20 protein-coding genes are annotated in these 21,524 nt (G+C 67.0%); 7 read left to right on the top strand and 13 right to left on the bottom strand.

All coding sequences use genetic code 11. From position 1 onward, the window contains the following. Positions 1-42 precede the first annotated feature (42 nt). The 6 genes from ACIDOCELLA78_RS84655 to ftsE form a co-directional block, all read right to left on the bottom strand. Positions 43-1,152, bottom strand: a complete 1,110-nt coding sequence (locus ACIDOCELLA78_RS84655) for a D-alanine--D-alanine ligase (RefSeq protein WP_201727993.1) — start codon at positions 1,150-1,152, stop codon at positions 43-45. After that, complete coding sequence (locus ACIDOCELLA78_RS84660; protein WP_201727994.1) at positions 1,149-1,742, bottom strand: DedA family protein; 594 nt, start codon at positions 1,740-1,742, stop codon at positions 1,149-1,151. The genes ACIDOCELLA78_RS84655 and ACIDOCELLA78_RS84660 overlap by 4 nt, the downstream gene beginning before the upstream one ends. A 216-nt stretch (positions 1,743-1,958) precedes the next feature. Next, on the bottom strand, positions 1,959-2,657 hold the full coding sequence (locus ACIDOCELLA78_RS84665) for a 1-acyl-sn-glycerol-3-phosphate acyltransferase (protein ID WP_201727995.1): 699 nt from the start codon (positions 2,655-2,657) through the stop codon (positions 1,959-1,961). Further along, positions 2,657-3,226: a YdcF family protein gene (locus tag ACIDOCELLA78_RS84670; protein ID WP_249675192.1), complete on the bottom strand. Its 570-nt coding sequence runs from the start codon at positions 3,224-3,226 to the stop codon at positions 2,657-2,659. Before ACIDOCELLA78_RS84670 ends, ACIDOCELLA78_RS84665 begins: the two co-directional genes overlap by 1 nt. A gap of 83 nt (positions 3,227-3,309) precedes the next feature. Then, on the bottom strand, positions 3,310-4,236 hold the full coding sequence (locus tag ACIDOCELLA78_RS84675; protein ID WP_201727997.1) for an ABC transporter permease: 927 nt from the start codon (positions 4,234-4,236) through the stop codon (positions 3,310-3,312). A 12-nt stretch (positions 4,237-4,248) separates the two neighbouring features. Beyond that, positions 4,249-4,920, bottom strand: coding sequence for a cell division ATP-binding protein FtsE (ftsE, locus tag ACIDOCELLA78_RS84680; RefSeq protein WP_201727998.1), 672 nt, complete (start codon positions 4,918-4,920; stop codon positions 4,249-4,251). A gap of 85 nt (positions 4,921-5,005) precedes the next feature. Between ftsE and ACIDOCELLA78_RS84685 the strand changes: the two genes are divergently transcribed. Together ACIDOCELLA78_RS84685 and ACIDOCELLA78_RS84690 are read left to right on the top strand one after the other, a co-directional pair. After that, a complete protein-coding gene (locus ACIDOCELLA78_RS84685; RefSeq protein ID WP_249675194.1) occupies positions 5,006-5,497 on the top strand; it encodes a zinc-ribbon domain-containing protein in 492 nt (163 codons plus the stop codon). A gap of 48 nt (positions 5,498-5,545) precedes the next feature. After that, on the top strand, positions 5,546-6,568 hold the full coding sequence (locus ACIDOCELLA78_RS84690; RefSeq protein WP_201727999.1) for a dipeptidase: 1,023 nt from the start codon (positions 5,546-5,548) through the stop codon (positions 6,566-6,568). Between the two features lie 64 nt (positions 6,569-6,632). Here the strand turns inward: ACIDOCELLA78_RS84690 and htpG are convergent, their stop codons facing one another. Continuing rightward, complete coding sequence (htpG, locus tag ACIDOCELLA78_RS84695) at positions 6,633-8,453, bottom strand: molecular chaperone HtpG (protein WP_201728000.1); 1,821 nt, start codon at positions 8,451-8,453, stop codon at positions 6,633-6,635. Positions 8,454-8,590: 137 nt separating this feature from the next. Here htpG and ACIDOCELLA78_RS84700 point away from each other — a divergent pair, with 137 nt between their 5' ends. The 5 genes from ACIDOCELLA78_RS84700 (at position 8,591) to ACIDOCELLA78_RS84720 (ending at position 14,201) form a co-directional block, all read left to right on the top strand. Further along, positions 8,591-11,104 carry a helicase-related protein gene (locus tag ACIDOCELLA78_RS84700; RefSeq protein WP_201728001.1) on the top strand — a complete coding sequence of 838 codons (2,514 nt, stop codon included), beginning with the start codon at positions 8,591-8,593 and terminating at the stop codon, positions 11,102-11,104. After that, a complete protein-coding gene (locus tag ACIDOCELLA78_RS84705; RefSeq protein ID WP_201728002.1) occupies positions 11,091-11,387 on the top strand; it encodes an RNA-binding S4 domain-containing protein in 297 nt (98 codons plus the stop codon). Before ACIDOCELLA78_RS84700 ends, ACIDOCELLA78_RS84705 begins: the two co-directional genes overlap by 14 nt. A 77-nt stretch (positions 11,388-11,464) precedes the next feature. Then, positions 11,465-11,797 (top strand): ferredoxin FdxA, encoded by a 333-nt coding sequence (gene fdxA / locus ACIDOCELLA78_RS84710; protein ID WP_201728003.1) that lies wholly within the window; start codon positions 11,465-11,467, stop codon positions 11,795-11,797. 322 nt (positions 11,798-12,119) lie between these two features. Next, complete coding sequence (locus ACIDOCELLA78_RS84715) at positions 12,120-12,719, top strand: CarD family transcriptional regulator (RefSeq protein ID WP_249675196.1); 600 nt, start codon at positions 12,120-12,122, stop codon at positions 12,717-12,719. A gap of 180 nt (positions 12,720-12,899) precedes the next feature. Next, on the top strand, positions 12,900-14,201 hold the full coding sequence (locus tag ACIDOCELLA78_RS84720; RefSeq protein WP_201728005.1) for an Nramp family divalent metal transporter: 1,302 nt from the start codon (positions 12,900-12,902) through the stop codon (positions 14,199-14,201). Between the two features lie 97 nt (positions 14,202-14,298). Here ACIDOCELLA78_RS84720 and ACIDOCELLA78_RS84725 read toward each other — a convergent pair whose 3' ends face one another. From ACIDOCELLA78_RS84725 to ACIDOCELLA78_RS84750, 6 genes are all read right to left on the bottom strand, one after another. Beyond that, a complete protein-coding gene (locus ACIDOCELLA78_RS84725) occupies positions 14,299-15,036 on the bottom strand; it encodes an ABC transporter ATP-binding protein (RefSeq protein WP_201728006.1) in 738 nt (245 codons plus the stop codon). Next, on the bottom strand, positions 15,029-16,534 hold the full coding sequence (locus ACIDOCELLA78_RS84730; protein ID WP_249675198.1) for an ATP-binding cassette domain-containing protein: 1,506 nt from the start codon (positions 16,532-16,534) through the stop codon (positions 15,029-15,031). Before ACIDOCELLA78_RS84730 ends, ACIDOCELLA78_RS84725 begins: the two co-directional genes overlap by 8 nt. Then, on the bottom strand, positions 16,480-17,010 hold the full coding sequence (locus ACIDOCELLA78_RS84735) for an ABC transporter permease subunit (RefSeq protein WP_249675200.1): 531 nt from the start codon (positions 17,008-17,010) through the stop codon (positions 16,480-16,482). The genes ACIDOCELLA78_RS84730 and ACIDOCELLA78_RS84735 overlap by 55 nt, the downstream gene beginning before the upstream one ends. Before the next feature lie 6 nt (positions 17,011-17,016). Further along, on the bottom strand, positions 17,017-17,946 hold the full coding sequence (locus ACIDOCELLA78_RS84740; protein ID WP_201728007.1) for a branched-chain amino acid ABC transporter permease: 930 nt from the start codon (positions 17,944-17,946) through the stop codon (positions 17,017-17,019). Between the two features lie 10 nt (positions 17,947-17,956). Then, the gene (locus ACIDOCELLA78_RS84745) at positions 17,957-19,192 is read right to left on the bottom strand and encodes a branched-chain amino acid ABC transporter substrate-binding protein (protein WP_201728008.1); all 1,236 of its coding nucleotides are present in this window, start codon (positions 19,190-19,192) and stop codon (positions 17,957-17,959) included. A 300-nt stretch (positions 19,193-19,492) separates the two neighbouring features. Then, positions 19,493-21,490: a TonB-dependent siderophore receptor gene (locus tag ACIDOCELLA78_RS84750; protein ID WP_201728009.1), complete on the bottom strand. Its 1,998-nt coding sequence runs from the start codon at positions 21,488-21,490 to the stop codon at positions 19,493-19,495. Positions 21,491-21,524: the final 34 nt, after the last annotated feature.

Raw genomic sequence — 21,524 nt, forward strand, 5'->3', positions numbered from 1 at the left:
CATCGCTCGCGGCGGCGCGAGCATGCCGTCCTTGCAATCGGATCAGTCGTTGGTCGGGTAGAGCGCCATGAGCGCCTTCTGCCGTCGCCATGCCCGGAGCAGACGCAGGGTGCCGTATCGTGGCACACCCTGCGCGCGCATCGCGGCCCCGATCCTGAACGCGGCGCCGTAATGAAAGAACTGCGCCCGGTAAGCTTCCCTGATCGTGGTTTGCGGATCCCAGATGTGGGTGGCTTCGGAGCCGGCGCCATTGACCTCGATAATCGAGAAGCCCTCGCCTCTGCGTAGCGCGTTCGCGGATGTGTAGCGAAGGTCGAACCGGCCGAAATGGAAATCCGGAATGTCGCGCGCGATCCTGTCGATCCGATCGGTGAGTTCAGGGGTGATCAGGTGCCGGCCATCCTTGAAGGTCGACCCGCGGCAATGATTGCCAACGAAAACGAGCCGCACCCGTTCCCCGGCTTCGGGTATGCGCGCGGCGCCAGCTCCGAGCTTGGCAAGCAGCAAATCGGCAACCGCGTTCAGCCGGGCGTCAACGCCGATCAGGTCGCGAATGCGCGAGCGCCCGTCGCCGATAACGACGGGGGCATATTTGAGCGTGATCGATGTAATCCTGCCACGTGCGGCACCGGGATCACGGATATAGAACAGTCCGGCCTCGCCCTCATGTGGCACCAGCGCCTGTATCTGAAGACGTGTTGCCCGGGGGAACTCGGCGAGATAGGCGGCGAGAGCCGCGTCGTTCTCCACGAGGCGAACGCCCGCGCCATTGCAGCTCATGTCCGGCTTCGCCACGACTGGATAGGCGAGGCCTGCCTGCCGCATGGCGGCTTCGGCCATTGCCAGGTCCCCGCCATGATGCGCAGGCGTCGTGATCCCGACATAGGGGGCAATCCACCGCCGGGCCTCCGGGCCGCACAGATCAAGAATATCGTTCTTCGACTCGCCGCAAATTCCGCCGGCCTCGATGCGGGGGTTGGTCAGCGCGGGGAGCGTCACGCTGCGGTGCCTGATCGACTGAAACAGCCAGAACAGCGCAACGGGAGCATAGAAGATGAAACCAGGCCAAAATTCGAAGAACGAGACGGGACTGGCATCCCGTCGCCCGGCCGACCCCGCCGAAACGCTCGACGCTGGGGAGACATCGCTCATAGGGCGTCCTTTCCGATCCGGTCAGCATGCCACCGTGCGGCGATCCTGCCTACCATGATCAGGATCACCACGAAAACAGCCAGTCCAACCCAGCGCCATGGGCCGAGATAGCGCACCATCAGCGCTCCAAGCTTCAGGCTGACAAAGAACAGCAGGCTCGTCCAGGCGAGCGTCGCGAGAATCGCCGCCGCCACGAATGCAAGAAATGGCGCGCGAAGGAATCCGCATGTTGTGTAGGTCGGCAGGCGCAGGCCGGGGATAAAGCGGCTGACCAGAACCACGGGTATGATCCGTACGCTCACCCAATCCCGCCCGATATCGCGCCGGCGCTGCGGCACCAGCCGGTGCGCCCAGGGATGGCGGCCGGACAGGCGACCGAGCCAATAAAGCCCGATGTCGCCAAGCACGATGCCGGCATAGAGCGAGCCCAGCGCGATCGGCAGCGACACGGCGCCGGCGGCAACCTGCATTGCGGCAAGCAGTGTCGCGGCATCTTCGAGGATGAAGGTGCCGAGAATGATCGTCGTGATCTCAAGCGGAGGGCTGCCCGCAGCCGAGCCGAGCAGTGTACTGAAGTCCGTCAACCACATAACGGGATCACATAAGCGAAACGGCGAAATTTACCAATTCCAGCTTTTGTCCTCCATTGTGGCGGGACCATCGAAAACCTGACCCGTTCGTTTATCCCCATCGGCGGCGGTATCCGTAAACCGACCAGAACATAAGATGAAAATCATTATAAAACATATTCTTATGAAAATCTACTCACAACGTTCTTCAGGGACTGCCGATAATTGCGCACAGAGTTATCCACAGCATGTCTCTCCGTAAAAAATGATTTCCAGAGCGCGAAGCATCGCCGCGCGGTCAAGGCCCGCCGGCAGCGGCGGATGCACCTGGACGTGTACGATGCCAGGGTGCTTGCGGATGGAGTTGCGGCCCCACGCACGCCCCGAATCCGTCGAGACCGGCAGGACGGGCAGGCCGGTCGCCTTGGCGATCGCGACGATGCCGGGCTGCAATCGGGTCCGTTCGCCGGGCGCCACGCGGGTACCTTCGGGGAAAATGATGATCTGCCGGCCGCTCGCTGCCGCGGCACGGACCCGTTCGGTCAGATCCCGCAGCGCTTTCGCCCCGCCGGATCGGTCGAGCGGGATCTGGCCGGAGGGAATGAGAAGAGGCCCAAGCACCGGGATCCGGCTGAGTTCCTGTTTCATCACATAGGCCGGTTTCGCCAACTGGGTGAACCAGATCATCGTATCCAGCGCCGACTGGTGCTGGGCGGCGAGGATCACCGGGCCTTCGGGAATGTTTTCGAGCCCCTCATAGACGATCCTGATCCCGCAGAGTGCCCGCAGCGCCCGCAGTGCGATGCGCGCCCAGGCCTGGCCGAACGGCAGAACCTTTTCGGGCGAGATGCGCAGCAGCAAATTCGCCCACAAACCGGCGGTGAGGCCGGACACCACGATAAAGGCGTGGAACAAAAGTGATCCCAGCAGGAACATCAGCCATGAGCCTCTATTCGATGGGCCGCGATGCCGTCCAGATGCAGCCGCACGGCGATATACTTGATGAACTCCGCCATCAGGATTTTCAGCATGTGGGGCTGGCTTGGATGGGTCATCGCGGGCGGGCGGACGGGTTCGGGAATGAGCCTGACGTCGGGCATGGCGCGATGGAGGTCGATCATTGCGCGCGGCATGTGATAGTCGGCGGTGACGACGATGAGTGAGGCGATGTGATACCGCCCGGCCCAAGCCGCGGTCTCGCGTGCATTTCCCCGTGTGCTGGCGGCCGAGTGACCGATATCGATGTCGCGGGCCTTGGCGTTGGCATCGATCCCGTCCCTCACCGTGAAGTCGCCCAGAAATGTGCCCTCGCCGGCGCCGGAGATCAGCAGGCGCGGCGCCGCGCCGGCCATGAGCAGTTCGAGGCCGGCCTTCACCCTTTCCGCACCGCCGGTGAGCACAACGATGCCATCCGCGTGCGGCATCGGATTTTGCGCATGTTCGGCGGCGATCAGATTGAGGAACCAGCCGAAGCTGCCCATCCAGATCAGCAGCACGGCCAGCATGAAGCCGATTGCCCAGCGCAGGCGGCCGGCGCGCCGCCGCGCCGGCCTGCGGGGCCGCCCCAACCCCATGTCGTCGGCCGGCTTCACGTCAGTTGCCGGAGCCAGCCGCGCACCGTCACCTGCGCCGCGATCCAGCCGATCACCGCGGCGGCAATGGTGAAGATCAGGGGCGTTGCCACCAGCACGGGTGGCAACGCCATGATCGGCGAATGCGCGCCGGTCGCCGATGAGGGGGCGATCATCAGACCTGCGGCGAGATGGCCGACCCAGGCCAGCACGGGCGGCGCGGCGAGGCCGCCGATCAGCCCGCCCAGTCCGGCAAGGCGCATCGCGCGTCCGGCAAACTGGTTGGCAATGTCGGAATCCAGCGCGCCAAGCCCGTGAATGATCTCGATCGCTTCCCGCCGCTGGGCAAGGCCCGCCCGCACCGCGACCGCGACGACCGAGGCTGCGACCAGCGCCACGATCACAAGAACCGCCGCCGCCGAGGCACGGATACTGTCCGTCAGCTCCGCGATCCGGCCGGCCCAGCGCGATCCGGAATCGACCAGCGTCCCCGGCGCGGTCTTGTCGAGGGTCTTCGCAAGCGTTGCGGCGTCGACCGATCCCGTCTCCGCGTGGACCACGATCACCGCCGGCAAGGCTATCGGCAGGTTGTTTCCGCTCGCGGCGGAGCCGAGCCAGGGTTTCAGCACATCCGACAACTCGGCATCGGAAAGCCGGCGCGCATCGCTGAAGCCGGGCATCGCTTTCATCTGCCGCAGCACGGCGTCGGCACGCGAGGTGTTGCCGGCGATGGCCGGCGCCGATGGTGAGCCGACTTCGATCGTCATGAGCCCCTGTGCACCGCTGAGCCAGTGTGTCGCCAGCGTGCCGGCGGCGATGCTGCCGGCCAGCGCCAGCGCCGCGAGGAAGGACATCGCCGCCACCACGAAGGGCAGCAGCCGGTCCGCCATCGCGGCGCGCAGGCCGATCCGGTCGGCGCGCGAGGCGTGGCGCCGCCTAGCCATGCCGGGGTCCACCTAGCCGTGCCATGTCATTCTTCCATCCTGCAGTTCGATCATCGGCGCGGGGTGGCGGGCGACGAGGCCGAGATTGTGGGTGGCGACGATGACCGTGGTGCCGAGCCGGTTCAGCGAGCGGATGAGATGCATCAGCCGCTCCGCCTGGTCGTCGTCGAGATTGCCGGTGGGTTCGTCGGCGACGAGCAGTGATGGCTTGGCGATCACCGCGCGGGCGATCGCGACGCGCTGCTGTTCGCCGCCGGACATCTCGTCCGGCCGGTGGTCGAGCCGGCCGGACAGGCCGACCCAGCGGAGCAGCTCGGTGACATCGGCGCGGACCTGCGCCTCCTTGCGCCGGGCGAGGCGCAGCGGCAGGGCCACATTATCGAAGGCGGTGAGGTGCTGGAGCAGCCGGAAATCCTGATACACGACGCCGATCCGCCGGCGCAGCAAGGCGATCCCCCGCCGGTCGAGCCTCGATGTGGGGGTGCCGAACAGGTCGATCCTCCCCTCGCTCGGATGCAGGGCGAGATACATGAGCTTGAGAAGGCTGGTCTTGCCGGCGCCCGAAGGGCCGGTGAGCCAGCGGAACCCGCCCTCCGGGATCTCGAAGTCGATATCGTCGAGCGCAACGGACTCGGTGCCCGGAGACTTGCCGTAGCGCAGCCCGACATGGGTGAAGCGGATCATCGCTCTTCAATGCCCCGGCTCCCGGTCACGATCAACCGGCATCCGGCTCGTGCCGCGGCGGTTGCGCGGGTGGAGCGAAACTGCCATGAAACGCGCCATGCGCGCTGCGTGTCCGAATTGCGAGGCTGTGTACGCTCTGCCGGTCGAAATGGCGGCGCGACTACCCGCCGCCGTGCGGTGTGCCGCATGCGGGCATGTCTGGGATCTGACGCCCGAGGCCGCGGCGGCCGAGGCGACGCCGCTTCCCGCGCCCGCCGAAGCGGACGCCGAAGTAGAAGCCAAAGCCGAGGCCGCGCCGGACGAGGCCGCGCCCGCGCCGGTATCCGAACCGGTGCCGGAGCCCCCGCTCGTCATGCCCGAACCGGCGCCGCTTCCGGTTCCCGAACCCTCCGTGGTTGTTGAGGCACGGAGGGTGGCCGTAGCACCGGCTGAAATCTGGCCGTCCGAGCGGGCGCAATGGATCGTTTCCGGCGGCGCATTGCTGGTGGTGATCGTCCTGCTGTTCGCGCTGCATGGTCCCATCGGTCGGGCCTGGCCGCCAATGTTGCGACTCTACGGGATATTTGGCCTCGGTTGAGCGGCTCCGCTCTTGACCGGACGGGCTGCCTCCGGCGAGGGTTGCCTCATGACACATCACGATCACGCCGATCTTCTGGTCATCGACACGCATGTCGACATCCCCTGGCCTGAAGGCCCTGATTTCATGCATGACGGGCCGCGTTGCGTCGACCTGCCGAAGGTCCGGCGCGGCGGGGTCGGAGCGGTCTGCTTTGCCGCTTACGTCCCGCAAGGACGCCGAATCCCGGCTTGCGGCACCGCGGCGAAGGAGCGGGCGCTGGCGATGCTCGATGCGATTGCGGCCATGGGGCGCCAGCCCGGCACAAGCCTCGCCGTGACGGCCGATGAGGTCGAGGCCGCGCATCGGGGCGGCAGGTTCGCGGTGATCCCCGTGGTGGAGAATGGCGCCGCCCTGGGTGGGGACCTCGCAACCCTCGATGATTTCGCCGCGCGCGGCGTCCGCTACATGACAATGACCCATAACGGGCATAACGATCTTGCGGATGCCGCCATCCCACGCCCCGAACACGGCGATGGCGCGGCGCTGCATGGCGGGCTTTCGGAGCTCGGGCGGGCGGCGGTGGCGCGGATGAACGATCTCGGCATTCTCGTCGATGTCAGCCACACCGCGAAATCGACGATGATGCAGGCGGCCCGGCTCTCGCGCACGCCGGTGATCGCCACCCATTCCTGCGCGCGGGCGCTCTGCGACCATCCGCGCAATCTCGACGACGAACAGCTCGACACGCTGGCCGCGACCGGCGGGCTGATCCAGATCACCATGGTTTCGGCGTTTCTGAAGCGGGGCGCGAAACCCTCGGAGATCGGGGTGGAGGCGATCGCGGATCATGTCGACTACGTGGTCCGCCGGATCGGGATCGAACATGTCGGCATCGGCACCGATTTCGATGGTGGCGGCGGCGTCGCCGGTTACATGAATGCGGCCGAAACCCCGGCGCTGACCGCGGAACTGCTGCGTCGCGGCTACGATCGTGCGGCGCTGGAGAAGATCTGGGGTGCCAATTTTCTTCGCCTGTTGCGTCAGGCCGAGCAGGTGCGGCAGGAGAGCGCGGCCGCGCCGCTCGCCTGAGCCAAGGCGGCGGTTCGATAGGGTTGCGGCGCCGACCGGTCAGCCCGGTCGGCGCCCCGAAATGTCAGGCGGCGTTGCCGGCCATCCTGTCCGCCACCAGGCGGGCGAACCGGGCCGGGTCCACTGGTGATTCCCCATCCTGGATGCGGGCGAGGTCAAGCAGCAGGGCGGCCCAGTCGTCCATGGCCTCGCCGGCGGCGGCGCGCGCGATGAGCCCCTCGATCAGTCGGTGCGCCGGGTTGAGTTCCAGCGCCGGCGCCGGCGCGAAGCTCGGGCGGCCGGCGCGGCGCAGCAGGCGTTGCAGGGCGAGGTCGGGCTGCGCCTCGCCGGCGGCGAGGGCTGCGGGGCTGTCGGTCAGCCTGCTCGAGGCGCGGACCTCGCCGACCTGCTCGCCGAGGGCTGATTTCAGCGCGTCGATCAGCGTCTTCATCGCCTCCGGCGTCTCCGCGGCGTCGAACATCTCGCGGGCCTGGCCGGCATGGACGAGCTTGTGCCCCTCATAGGTGCCGAGCCGCTCGGGCCAGAAGAAGTCGATCTGGTCGGAGAGCAGCAGCACCTCGTAGCCCTTCGCCCGCAGGCCCTCGATCTGCGGCGAGGCGGCGAGGCGCGCGGGGTCCTCGCCAGTGATGTAATAGATGTCCTGCTGTCCGTCCTTCATCCGCGCGATATAGTCGTCGAGCGAGGTCAGCTCCTCGCCATGCGTGCTGCGGAAGCGGGCGAGGGCGGCAATGTCGTTGCGGTGGTCGGCGTCGTCGTAGATGCCTTCCTTCAGCATCGGGCCGTGCTGCTCGATGAACCCGCGATAGGCTTCGCTCTCCTTCGCGCGGGTCTTCAGCTCGCCCAGCACGCGGTTGACCAGCGCCTTGCGGATGCGGGCGAGGACCGGGGTGGATTGCAGCATCTCGCGCGAGACGTTGAGCGGCAGGTCCTCGGTGTCGACCACGCCCTCGACGAAGCGGAGCCAGGAGGGCAGGAGCTTCGCGTCGTCGGTGATGAACATCCGCTTCACATGCAGGCGGACATGCGATTCGCGGTCATCCTCGGTGACCGGGAAGGGCGAGCGGCCGGGGATGAAGAGCAGGGCGGAAAACTCCACCGTGCCCTCGGCACTCCAGTGGATCGTCGCCCAGGGCTCGTCGAACATGTGGCCGAGATGGCGGTAGAACTCGGTGTAGTCCTTCTCGGCGATGTCGGCCTTGCGACGGCGCCAGAGCGCGGTGCCCTCGTTCGCCTTCTGGAACTTGCCGTCACGCTCGATCTCGACCGGGACGGAGATGTGGTCGGCCCATTTGCGCAGAATCGTCTCGAGGCGGACGGGTTCGAGGAACTCGTCGGCATCGGATTTGACGTGGAGCACGATGTCGGTGCCCGGGGTCTCGCGGGTCGCCGTCTCGATGCGATAGCCGCCGGTGCCCTCGGAGGACCATTTGTGCGCGGCGTCGGTGCCGGCGCGGCGGGAGGTCACCTCGACGCGGTCCGCCACCATGAAGGCGGAATAGAAGCCGACGCCGAACTGGCCGATCAGGTTCGGCCGGTCCTCGGGCTTCGCCTCGGCGAGGCTGGCGGTGAAGGCTCTGGTGCCGGACCGGGCGATGGTGCCGAGATGGCTGGCCAGGTCCTCCCCGGTCATGCCGATGCCGTCATCGGCGATCGTGATGGTGCGTGCCGGCTTGTCGATGCTGATGCGGATGGCAGCACCTTCGGGCAGCGCCAGGCTCTCGTCCGACAGGGCGAGGAAGCGGCGCCGGTCGGTCGCGTCGGCAGCATTGGCGACGAGTTCGCGGAGAAATATCTCGCGCTCGGAGTAGAGCGAATGAACCACCAGGTCGAGCAGGCGGCCCACTTCGGCGTCGAACGGACGGTCGGTCGCGGTTGCGGTGTTCATCAGAAAATCCTCACGGCAAGGTGTCGCGCTCATGGAGCGGATCGTGCTCCGCGAGATAGGGGAGGTGTTGCGGTTCTGCAATCGCCGCGCGGTGGGTTGCGCCTTGCATTTGCCGGCGGAAACGCCAAACTCGGCTCATGTCCGGATTCGCCCCGCGTGTGAAGGCGGTGCTTGGCCCGACCAACACGGGCAAGACCCATCTCGCCATCGAACGGCTGCTGGCCCATTCCTCCGGAATCATCGGCTTTCCGCTCCGCCTGCTCGCGCGCGAGAATTACGACCGGATGGTGGCCGCGAAGGGGGCGCGGCATGTGGCACTGATCACCGGCGAGGAAAAGATCGTGCCGGCCGAGGCGCGCTGGTTCAGCTGCACCGTCGAGGCCATGCCGCTCGACCGGAAGGTCGAATTCGTCGCAGTGGACGAGATTCAGCTCTGCGCCGATCCCGATCGCGGCCACGTCTTCACCGACCGTCTGCTTCACGCGCGCGGCATGGTGGAGACCATGTTCCTCGGCGCCGAGACGATCCGCCGGCTGCTCCGCCGTCTCGTGCCCGAGGCCGAGATCGAAACGCGGCCGCGCCTGTCGCGGCTGTCGCATGCAGGGCCGGCCAAGCTCTCCCGCCTGCCGCCGCGCTCGGCCATCGTCGCCTTCTCGGCCGCCGAGGTCTACGCGATCGCCGAGGCGGTGCGCACCCGGCGCGGCGGCTGCGCGGTGGTCATGGGGCGGCTCTCGCCGCGCACGCGCAACGCCCAGGTGGCGCTCTATCAGGAAAAGGAAGTCGATTTCCTGGTCGCGACCGATGCGATCGGGATGGGGCTGAACATGGATGTCGACCATGTCGCCTTCGCCGGACTGTCGAAATTCGACGGGCACCGCCCGCGTTTGCTGACCGCGAGCGAGGTGGCGCAGATCGCCGGCCGCGCCGGGCGGGGGATGCGCGACGGCACGTTCGGCTCCACTGGCACCTGCCCGCCGCTGACCGAGGAACTGGTCGGCGCGGTCGAGGCGCATGCCTTCGAGCCGCTGGAACAGCTCGCCTGGCGAAACGCGGCGCTGGATTTCGCCTCGCCCGATGCGCTGCTGGCCAGCCTGCTCGCGCCACCCGACCGCGCGGGGCTCGTGCGCGGCAACGATGCGTCGGATGTGCTCGTGCTGTCGGCGCTGGCGCACGACCCGGCGATCCGCGAAGCCGCGCGGGGCGGCCGCGCCGTGCGGCTGCTCTGGGAGGCGTGCCAGATCCCGGATTTCCGCAAGCTCGCCACCGACCACCACACGCGGCTCTGCGCGCGGGTCTTCACCCATCTGCTGCGCGATGGCGTGTTGCCGCAGGACTGGGTTTCCGGGCAGATCGGCGGGCTCGGGCGCACCGATGGCGATATCGACACGCTGATGCAGCGGCTGACCGAGGTGCGGATCTGGGCCTATATCGCCGCCCGCGCCGACTGGGTGCGCGATGCCGCGCACTGGCAGGGCCGCGCGCGCGAGGCGGAGGACCTGCTCTCTGACGCGCTGCACGAGAAGCTGATGGCCCGCTTCGTCGATCGCCGGGCGGCGCGGCTGACCCGGCGGCTGGAACAGGCCGAGACCGCCGAGCTGCTGTCCGCCGTGACGCGGGCGGGCGATGTGGTGGTCGAGGGGCATCCGGTCGGGCGGATCGAGGGGTTCCGTTTCGAGCCGGACGCCTCGGTGGGCGGGGCGGACAAGCGGATCGTGCTGCGGGCGGCGCGGCGCGCCCTGGCAGGCGAGATGCCGCGCCGGGTCTCCCGGCTGGAGGCGGCGGGGGATGGCGACTTCGCGCTCGGGCCGGCGGGCGCGATTGCCTGGCAGGGCGTGCCCGTCGCCCGGCTGCGGCGCGGCGCCACGCTGCTGGCGCCGGCGGTCGAGGTGATCGACAGCGAGTTTCTCGACGGATCGCAGCGCGAGGCCGTGCGCGCGCGGCTCGCCCGCTTCGTCGATGGCGTGATCGCCGAGGGGCTGGCGCCGCTCTTCGCCGCGGCGAAGGCGGCCGAGGCGGATCCGGCGCTGCGCGGGCCGCTGCACCGGCTGGCCGAGCAGGCCGGCGTGCTGGCGCCGGGCGGGGCGGGGGGGGAATTGCGGGCGCAACTGCGCCGGATCGGTGTGCGGGAGGGCGCTTTCGCGCTCTACATGCCGGCGCTGCTGAAACCCCGCGCGGCGGTGCTGCGGGCGGTGCTGTGGTCCGCCTGGCACCGCCGGGCGCTGCCCGACCTGCCTGCGCCCGGCCTCGTCTCGATTCCGGCGCCGGACTGGCCGGCGGGGCTCGCCGCGTATCTCGGCTGGGTGGTGGCCGGTCCGCGGGCGATTCGCCTCGATATCGCCGAGCGTCTGGCGGGCGAACTGCGCCATGCCGCCCGCCGCCGCCCGGCGCCGGTGCCGCAGATGCTCGCTCCGCGGCTGGGCGTGGGCCTGGAGGATCTGCCGGCGGTGCTGCGCGGCCTCGGCCTGCGTCTCATTCCCGGTGAGGCGATGGCGCCGGGCATGTTCGGTCCGCCGCGCCCGCCGATGGTTGAATTGCGGCGCCACAAGCGCGGGCCGGCGGCAGCGCCGCGCAAGGTCGCGCGCCCGGCCCCGCCGCCCAATCCCGACCATCCCTTCGCGGCGCTGGCCGCGCTTCGGCGTGCCGCCTCCTGAGCCGGCAGGCGGCGAGGATGCCGCCTGGCAACGGCTCGACAAGTTCCTGTTCCATGCGCGTTTCGCCAAGACCCGCGGCGTCGCGGCACGGCTCGTCGCGGCTGGCGGCGTGAGGATCAATCGTCAGATCACCGAAAAGCCGCATGCAAAACTCCGTCCCGGCGATGTGCTGACCCTCGCCTTGCCGCAGGGAATCCTGGTCGTGCGGGTGATCGCGCTGGGTGCGCGACGCGGCCCTGCCGCCGAGGCGCGCCTGCTCTACGAGATTGTTGCAGAGGACTGATGCAGGCCGCCGCCTTGCGCTGGCGGGCTGTTGGGGGCATATCGCCGATCGATCCATCCCATGCTCAGGAGTGCCCGATGACCTATGTGGTCACCGAAAACTGCATCAAGTGCAAGTATATGGACTGCGTCGAGGTCTGTCCGGTCGACTGTTTCTACGCGGGCGAGAACATGCTGGTGATCCACCCGGACGAATGTATCGACTGCGGTGTGTGCGAGCCCGAATGCCCGGCCGAGGCCATTGTCCCTGATTCCGACTCCAAGGCATCAGCCTGGATCGAGAAAAACCGTGAACTCGCGGCCGCCTGGCCGAACATCACGAGGAAGGGGACCCCGCCAGCGGATGCTGACGAGTGGAAGGACCGGCCTGGCAAGGCGGAGTTGCTGTCGCCGGAACCACACAAGGATTGAGCGTTCCGCGGCCGGGCGTTCACCGGGACTGAAATTTGTGGTATCAATGCTGATCCGGTGTTCGTCCGGCTTTTGAGTGGTGCGATACGCGCCCTTGATCGCTTCGCTTTCGAGGTTCAGCATGAAACGACCCGCTCCTACCGATCCGGCGTCCGCCGGTGCGGAAGTCAGCAACAGTGCCAAGGCGTCCCGTTCAAAGGCTGCCAGTAAAGTGGCGGCTCCCCCAACTGAACTGCGGCCAGAAAAGGCGACGCCACGCCGCACCGCCAGAACTGCCGCCGATGCACAGGCGGCCAAGACCGAGAAGGACTCACAGCCCGATATGCCCAGCCCGAATACCGCCCAGACTGAACCCGAAACTTCCGAAGTCGAACGCGATGCGCTGCCCCCGCCAGGCCCGCGTCCCGTGCTGCCGCAACGCGCGATTGCCAAGGCCGAAACCTTCAAACCCGGCGATCACGTCGTCTACCCTACTCATGGCGTTGGCAAGGTTGAGCGCATCGCCGCCGAGGAGATCGCCGGCCAGAAGCTCGAACTGATCCACATCACCTTCGACGAAAACCGCATGACCCTGCGGGTGCCGGTGAACAAGGCGCGCACGGCGGGCCTGCGAAAGCTCTCCAGCCGCAAGCAGTTCGACGAGGTGCTCGCCGCTCTCAAGGGCCGTGCCCGGGTGAAGCGCACGATGTGGTCGCGCCGGGCGCAGGAATACGAGGCGAAGATCAATTCCGGCGACCCGATGGCGATTGCCGAAGTGGTGCGGGACCTGCACCGCAATGCCGGCCAGCCGGACCAGAGTTTCTCCGAACGGCAGATCTTCGAGCAGGCGCTCGACCGTCTCGCCGCCGAATACGGCGCGCTGGAGGGGCTCGACAAGCAGGGCGCGATCGACAAGCTGCTCGACTTCCTGAAGGCCGAGTGAGCCGAGCCGGCCGGGGCCTGCCCGACCGACTCTCCGCACGATCCAGACATGGCGCCGGCCGGAGTTCCGCTCCGACCGGCGCTTTGTTTTCGGCGTGACCGCTCGCCCGCCTCTTCAAAATCCTGCCTGCTGCCCTATATATAGCCTCGGCTACATTTTCATGGGTGGGCTTCGATTGCGGTGAGCGACCTTGTTTCCCGGCCAGGGCTGAGCGAACGGACGGCACGCGCCGTCGCGGACCGGCTGGCCGGGCGCGCCGGATGGCGCAATCCGCTGATCTTTGCCGGCCCCGCGGTTGTCGCCTCGATCGCGTATATGGACCCCGGCAATTTCGCGACGAACATCCAGGCCGGCGCCCGCTACGGCTATGACCTGCTCTGGGTGGTACTGCTCGCCAGCCTGATCGCCATGCTGTTCCAGGGTCTGTCCGCCCGGCTCGGGATCGTCACCGGGCGGAATCTCGCGGAGCTATGCCGCGACACGCTGCCGCCGGCGCTGACCATTCCGATGTGGATCATCAGCGAGATCGCCGCCATGGCGACCGATCTCGCCGAGTTCCTTGGCGGCGCGATCGGGATCGCCCTGCTCGCGCGTCTGCCGCTGATGGCGGGCATGGCCATTACCGGGATCATCACCTACGGCATCCTGCTGCTCGACCGGCGCGGTTTCCGGCCGATGGAACTGGCGATCGGCGCGCTCGTCGGCGTCATCGCGCTCTGCTACCTCGCCGAGCTGCTGATCGTGCCGGTTCACTGGCGGCAGGCGGCCTTGCATACGGTGCTGCCGTCCCTGCCGGATGCCGAGGCGCTGACGATCGCGGTCGGCATCGTCGGCGCCACGGTGATGCCGCACGCGCTCTTCCTGCATTCCGGCCTCTCCGGCGCGCGGGTGGCGCCGCAGGATGCGGCGCAGCGCCGGCGGCTGGTGCGCTATTCCAATATCGAGGTGCTTGCGGCGCTCGGGGTCGCCGGGCTGGTGAACATGGCGATGGTGGCGATGGCCGCCGGCGCCTTCCATCCGGCGCATCAGGGGATCGCCGAAATCGGCGAGGCCTATCGCACGCTCTCGCCGCTGCTCGGCGCCGGTGCCGCCGTGATCTTCCTCATTTCGCTGCTGGCCTCCGGCGTGTCGTCCTCCGTAGTGGGCACGCTGGCGGGGCAGATGGTGATGCAGGGATTTGTCGGGTTTTCGATCCCGATCTGGCTTCGCCGGGCGCTGACCATGATCCCCGGCTTCGTGGTGATCGGCCTTGGCGTGAACCCGACACGAGCGCTGGTGCTCAGCCAGGTGGTGCTGAGCCTGGCGCTGCCGGTGCCGATGCTGGCATTGCTGTGGTTTTCCACGCGGCGGGCGCTGATGGGCGCGCTCGCGGTGCGCGGGATCACCGCCATCGCCGCGATCGGCGGCGCGATCGTGATCCTCGGGCTCAACGTCGTTCTGCTCCTGCAGATTTTCGGCGTGAATATGCCGCTGCCGGGCTAGAGCACTTTCCGATCCATCCGGATCGGATGTAGTGCTCTATGATATTGATAATCAGAGCATCATCCGATCAGATGACTCCATCTGATCGGATGATGCTCTAGCTGTCCTCCACCTGCAACTCGCCGAGATAGGCCTCGCGGATCGCCGGGTTGGCGGCGAGGTCGGCGGCGGGGCCGGAGAGCACGACGCGGCCGGTCTGCAGCACGTAGCCGCGGCTGGCGATCTGCAACGCCATGTGGGCGTTCTGCTCGACCATGAAGATCGCCACACCCTGGCGGTTGATCGTCTGGATGATGCCGAACACGATCTCGACGAAGCGCGGCGAGAGGCCCATCGAGGGTTCGTCCATGCAGATCAGCGCCGGGCGGGCCATCAGCGCGCGGCCGATCGCGACCATCTGCTGCTCGCCGCCGGACAGCGTGCCGGCGAGCTGCTGGCGGCGTTCCTTCACGCGGGGGAACAGCGCGTAGACCCGTTCAAGATCCTCGTCGAAGTCAGGGCCGCGCTTGCGCGTATAGGCGCCCATTTCGAGATTCTCGTAGACCGTCATGCGCGGGAACAGCCGCCGCGCCTCCAGCACCGGGGCGATGCCGCGCTTCACCCGCTCCGAGGTGCTGAGCCGGTTGATCGGCGCGCCGCGGAAGCGCACCTCGCCCTTCGAGGGGGTGACGGTGCCCATGATCGTCTTCATCGTGGTCGACTTGCCGCTGGCATTGCCGCCGAGCAGCACCACGATGTCGTCTCGTGCGACTGTGTAATCGACACCCTTGAGCACGTGGAGGTCGCCGTAATGGGTGTGCACGCCGGCGAATTCGAGCAGGGTTTCCTCAGGCATCGACCGCACCCCGGCCGATATAGGCCTCGATTACCGCTTCGTTCCGGCGCACCTCGTCGGCCCGTCCCTCGGCGAGTTTCTCGCCATGGTCGAGGACGATCACGTTGTCGGCGAGGCGGGTGACGACATCGAGCTTGTGCTCCACCAGCAGGATCGTGAGGCCGAAATCGCGGAAGGCGGCGATCTGCTCGGCAAGTTCCAGGCTTTCCGCCGGGTTCATCCCCGCCGTGGGTTCGTCGAGCATCAAAAGGCGCGGGCGGGAGGCAAGGGCGCGGGCAATCTCGACACGGCGGCGATTGGCGTAGGAGAGCTGCGCCACGCCCTGGTCGATCCGCGGTACCAGGCGGTTGCCGAACATCGCCAGCAATTCGAGCACGAATTGCCGCGCCTCACGCTCTTCGGCGCGCACGCGGGGCAGGCCGAGCACCGCCCCGGCGGCCCCGGCGGAGAGATGGCTGTGCTGGCCGATCAGCACGTTTTCCATCACCGTGAGGTTGGGGAACAGGCGTATGTTCTGGAACGTCCGGGCGACGCCGGCGCGCAGCACCTGGTCCGGCCGCAGGCCGAGCAGATCGCGCTCCGCGAAACGCACCACGCCGGCGGAGGGTTTCACGAGGCCGGTGATGCTGTTGAACAGGGTGGATTTGCCCGAGCCATTCGGCCCGATCACGGCGACGATACCGCCCGCCGGAACATCGAGCGAAACCGATTTCAGCGCGGTCAGCCCACCGAATTTCACGGTGAGGTCGCGGATTTCGAGCGCCGCGGGCCGTGCGTCGGCGCTGGCCTCGGCGAGTCCGGCGCGCAGCCTGGCCACGGCTGGGGCAGCCCCGCGGGAAACCGCGGCGTCCTGCTGCTCGTAGCTCAGCCGCACCTCGTTCCGGCCGACCGGAACAATACCGTCGCGCCGGTAGAGCATCATGGTCACCAGGATGATGCCGAAGATCAGCTCCGAGGCCGAGGTGAGCTGGAGATTCTGCAGGAAGGGCGAATGGATCGCGTTGCCGAGCCCCTGCACCCAGCCGGACAGGGCGGGCAGAAACCAGGCTTGCAATAGTTCCAGCAGCACCGCGCCGAGAATGGCGCCCCAGACGCTGGCGAGCCCGCCGAGCACGATCATTACCAGCACCATGATCGAGACCGGCAGGTCGAACATGTCCGGCGTCGCGGTCTGCAGCTTGGCGATGTAGAACGTGCCGGTCATGCCGGCGAACCCGGCGCCCATGGCGAAGGCGAGCAGCTTCAGCCGCGTGGTGTGCACGCCCATCGCGCCGGCGGCGATCTCGTCCTCGCGCACCGCCATCCAGGCCCGGCCGATCCGCGAGGGTTTCAGCCGCAGCGAGATGAACAGCAGCAGCAGCACGAGGCCGAGGCCGACATAGTAATAAGGTGTCGCGTTGATGCCGAAGCGATAGCCGAACAGCACCGGCGGACCGACGCCGTTCAGCCCCTCGGCGCCATTGGTGAGCGACGACCAGTTGCGCGCGACGATCGGCACGATTTCGCCGAAACCGAGAGTGACGATAGCGAGATAGTCCCCTTCAGCCGCAGGGTTGGCGCGCCGAACGCCATGCCGAAACAGGCGGCGATGACGGCGGAAGCCGGCAGCATCAGCCAGAAGGGAAAGGTGAAATGCACCGTCGCCGCCGCACCCGCGCCAAGCTTCGCGACGAAACCGATCGCCGCGAGCGGCGCCCAGGCGGCGTTCCAGTGCGGGTGAAGCTGGAACGAGTTCAGGATGCCGTAGGCATAGGCGCCGATGGCGAAGAAGGCGGCATAGCCGAGATCGAGCAGGCCGGTGAAGCCGACGACGATGTTCAGCCCGAGCGCCAGTGCCGCATAGGCGCAGCTATTGGCCGCGACATCGATATTCGCCTGACCGATGCCGAGAAAGGGCAGCAGCAGCAGCACCATCAGCAGGGCGGCGAACAGCGCCTGGCGCTGGCGGGGCGAGAGCAAGGCGAGGCGTTTCATCGCCGCTTACGAGCGGTTGGGCGACTGCGCGCCGAGCAGGCCGGCCGGGCGGAAGACCAGCGTGAAGATCAGGATCGAGAAAATGATCACATCGGCCCATTTCGCGGCGATGTACTGGCTTCCGATTGTCTCGATCAGGCCGATGAGCAGGCCGCCCACCATCGCCCCCGGCACATTGCCGATGCCGCCGAGCACGGCCGCGGTGAAGGCGCGCAGGCCCGCCGTGTAGCCGATGCTGTACTGGGTGAAATTGTAGTAGAGGCCAAAGATCATCCCGGCGGCGCCGGCCAGGGCCGAGCCGGCGAAAAAGGCGATCATCACCACCTGGTCGACCTCGACGCCCATCATCCGCGCGGCCTCCGCGTCCTGGGCGACGGCGCGCATCGCCTTGCCGAGGCGGGATCGCCTGACGAACAGGTTGAGCCCCCACATCAGCACCGCCGCGACGACCCAGATGATCACCGCCTTGAGGCGGATCGTCACCCCGCCGAGATGATAGTCGACGCTCGGCATCGGGTCGGGGTAGTTCAGCGCCTGCGCGTTGGTGAGCAGCAGCACGAGGTTGAACAGGATATAGGAGACGCCGATCGTGGTGATCATCGCCATCGGTCCCCGCACGTTGCGCATCGGCCGCAGGGTGTAGCGCTCGATCAGGACGCCGAGCACGCCGGAGGCCAACATCGTCACCACGAGGGAAGCGAGCAGCGCGAGAACCAGGGGCGCGCCGTGCAGAAGCACCGTCTGACCCTGCAGGCCGAAGGATTGCAGCACGATGAGGCCGACGAACGCCCCCACCATGAAGACGTTGAAATGGGCGAAATTGATCAGTTCGAGAATGCCATAGACGAGCGTGAACCCGAGTGCGAGCAGCGCGTACATCGCCCCCAGGCTCAGCCCGTTGACGAGCTGCTGAAGAAAAACCGCCGTTCCGGTCATGGGTGCCGCGTCAGTGCTGCGGTGCCACGCCGACGTATCGCATCTGCTTGTTCAGATCCCCGAGCGGGGCGGACTTGTCCTGGTGGAACTGGAACACGGCGACGATATGGCTGGTCATATCGCCATACTTGTCGAAGCTGATCGGCCCCTGCAAGCCGTTGACATGCACGCTCGCGATCGCGTCGCGCACAGTGGCGGCGGTGAGCGGCTTGCCGGCCTTCTGCACCGCCTTGATCCCGGCGATGGCGACGAGGGCGGCGTCGTAGGCGGTGATGGCGTAGTCGTCCGGCGCGACGCCGTAGGTTTTCGTATAGAGCGCGACCCAGTTCGCGAGTTTGGGGTCATCGACCACATGCGGCGAGGCGTTGGTGCCATACCAGCCCTCGGCGGCGGGAAAACCGGCGGCCGTCATCATCTCGGGGCTCAGAATGCCGTCGCCGCCGCCTTTGATCACGTGCGGAATGATCTGGTAGCTCTGCTTCACCAGTTTCACGCCGGCCTGCATCGTGCCGCCGTAATAGAGCGAGGCTGGCTTGGTCGCGGCGATCTTGGTGAGCACGGCGGAATAGTCGGCGGCCTTGGGGTCGAGCCGATCGCGGCCGAGGACCTTCATGCCCTTCTTGCGCGCCTGGGCCTCGAAGGCGTTGGCGAGGCCGACGCCATAGGCGCCGCTGTCATCGAGGAGGTAGACGCTTTTCGCCTTCAGCACCTCGGCGTAGAAATTCGCCATGTTCGGGCCCTGATAGGCATCGGTCGTCACGGTGCGGAAATAGATCGGCTTGCCGCCCGGATCGAACTCGCCGGCATAGGTCGGGCTGGTGATGTCCGGCGCGGTGGAGGAGGGGGTGATGGTCGCGAGACTGGCCATCGAAAGGATCGGCGCCATCGCTTTGCCCGAGCCGCTCATCTCGGGGCCGACATTGGCGAGAACGGTGCGCGTGCCCGCCAGCTTGCGCGCGTTGGTGGCGGCCTGCGCCGGGTCGTACTGGCCGGCGGTCGCTGTGGCGTTGTTCAGGATCATCGGCTCAAGCCGGATGTCGCCCAGTTCGCCGCTCTGGTTGGCCAGCTTGATGGCGAGTTGCGCGCCGTGCAGGATCAGGTGCGCGGCCTCGGCATCGGCACCGGTCAGGGGAAGCGTAATCCCAAGGTGATAGACCTTGTCCGCCGCACGGGCGATGGGGCTTGCCGAAGCGAGGAGAACCGAGCCTGCCGCTCCTCGAAGAGCATTGCGCCTTGAAAGTACCATTCGTCCCGTCCTTCTTGCTTTTGTGATATAGCTGCCATGCGTAAAGTAAACGGCTGATGGATGAAGGCAAGCGATTTTTTTGGAAGGGCCACATCACGACAGGACGTGGAGCGAGCAAAAAAAATGGCGGCCACAAGGCCGCCAAGTTTAGGGAGGAAACGTCCAAGAAAGCAAACAACGTGTTGTTTGCTGCATCGCACTATATGTCGGTTGCCCTGCCTGTTTCAAGTTTTTTGTGCATCGCAACATATGCCTTTCACGAATATGTCGTATGCGGCGCGCCGAGCCGGGATGCGGACATCATCCGCCGATCGTGCCTCTCAGGCCGAAGAGGAAGTTCTGGCCGGGGATTTGCACGCCGTTTGCCGGCTCGAAGGGCGAGTTGGTCAGGTTGCGGCCGATCGCGAAGAGGGTGAGCGCGCGGCTAACCCGGTAGTTGACCGCGAGATTGGCGATCGTGCCGGGCCGGGCAAGGCCGATCCCGGCCGGATAGCCGGAATTGGCGTAGAGGTAATCGGAGAAACGGCCGACATAGCGGATGGCGGGTTCGATCGACAGCGCCGGGATGGGACGGATCGAGACGGTGAGCGATCCGGCGTTTTCCGGCCGGCGCAGGAGGGCGGCGCCCGTCGCAACATCACGGGCGATGGTGCGGGTGTAGTCGATCTGGCCGGAGAGCCAGGGCGCCGGCGCGAAGCCGATGCCGGCCTCGACGCCGTGAATGCGGGCGCGGGCGACGTTTTCCTCCGTGCTGGTGCCGTCGGGCAGCGATGTGTACTGGAACAGGTTCGAGATGTCCTGATGGAAATAGCTCATCCGCAGCGTGACCGCGTCGGCCATGCCGAAGGCGGGCAGGACGGTCTCGAAACCAAACCGGTAGCCGATCGAGTGTTCGGGGTGGAGGTTCGGGTTACCGTGATAGCCATAACTGTCGATGCCGTGCAGGTCGTAGAGTGAGGGGGCGAGAAAGCCGCTGCCCGCCGAGGCTTTCAACCGTGTGTCGATGGCGGGCAGCGCGAGGACGAGGCCGCCGCGCTCGGTGACCACGGTGCCGTAGCCGCTGACCGAATCCGCACGGATGGCGCCCTGCACCGAAAGGCGGCGCGCCACGGTGGTCTGCGCGCCGAGATGCGCGGCGGTGGTGGATTGCGAGGCGTCGAGGCTCGCCAGATAGGGAAATCCGAAAAAATTCTCGTTGAGGTTCTCGATTGCGGTGTCGTGAATGCTTTCAATGCCGGCCACGAGGTCCGACCCTGCCAAAGGCCCGAAATCGGGAAGACGGACCACGTTGTTCCATTGGATCACTGTGCGGTCGCCGCGATAGCCGCTGTCGCCGGCATACTGATTGGGGTCGGCGGGGTCGAACAAGGTGAGGTAGCGGCGGTCGTCCTGGACATGGGCGATGTCGAGCGCGGTGGTCAGCCGGTTGTCGAACAGGTGGGATTTCACCCCGAAGCGAACAAAAACGTTGGAATCGTAGCTGTTTTCATAGGGATCATCGAAGATCGGGTAGCCGAGATCGGGATACTGGCTGCCGGTCTGCCGGGCGCGGACGATCACCGAGATCCGCGTGCCGGCGATGGGCGTGTAGCCGAGATTGACGGCGCCAAGCTTGTAGCGGAACGGATCGCGATGCCCGGCATAGACGGCAAGGCGCCGCGCCGTCGCGTCGAACCCGGCCTGCTCGATGAGCGAACCGGTGATTGCGTAATCAAACTTCCCGCTCCGGCCGGAAAGTGTAACACTGCCTTCGCCCTGGCCGGGAAAGCCGCCGGCAATGTCGTAATCGACATGCGGCGCGCCGTGCCCGCGCTTGCTGATCAGGTTGATGACACCGCCGATCGCGCCCGAACCGTAGAGGCCCGACATCGGGCCGCGGACCACGACGATCCGTGCGATATCGCCAATGCCGGGATTGCCGAAATTGAACGCGCCGTTGGCCACCGAGGGGTCGTTGACCGGCACGCCATCGCGCAGCACCAGCACGTCCTCGGAATTCGTGCCGTCGATGAAGACCGAGGTCTGGGCCCCCGGCCCACCCAGTTGCACCACGTTCAGCCCGGGGACGGTGGCGAGCGCCTGGGCGATGGTGGATACACCGCGCCGGCGTAATTCGGCCGCGGTAATGACCGTGACCGATGCGGGGGTGTCGGCGATCGGTGTCCGCACATACGAGGCGGTCACCGTTTCGATCGGTACGGTGCCGGCGGGAAGCTGCTCGCTCTGGGCGTGCGCAGTGGCGAGCGCCCCGCACAAGGTCAGGGTGATCAAAGATATGTGTCGCGCGAAGTCGCGCATGAGGAGTCTCCGGTCCGGCGCCCGGCGGGGCGGG

Source organism: Acidocella sp. C78, assembly GCF_907164655.1.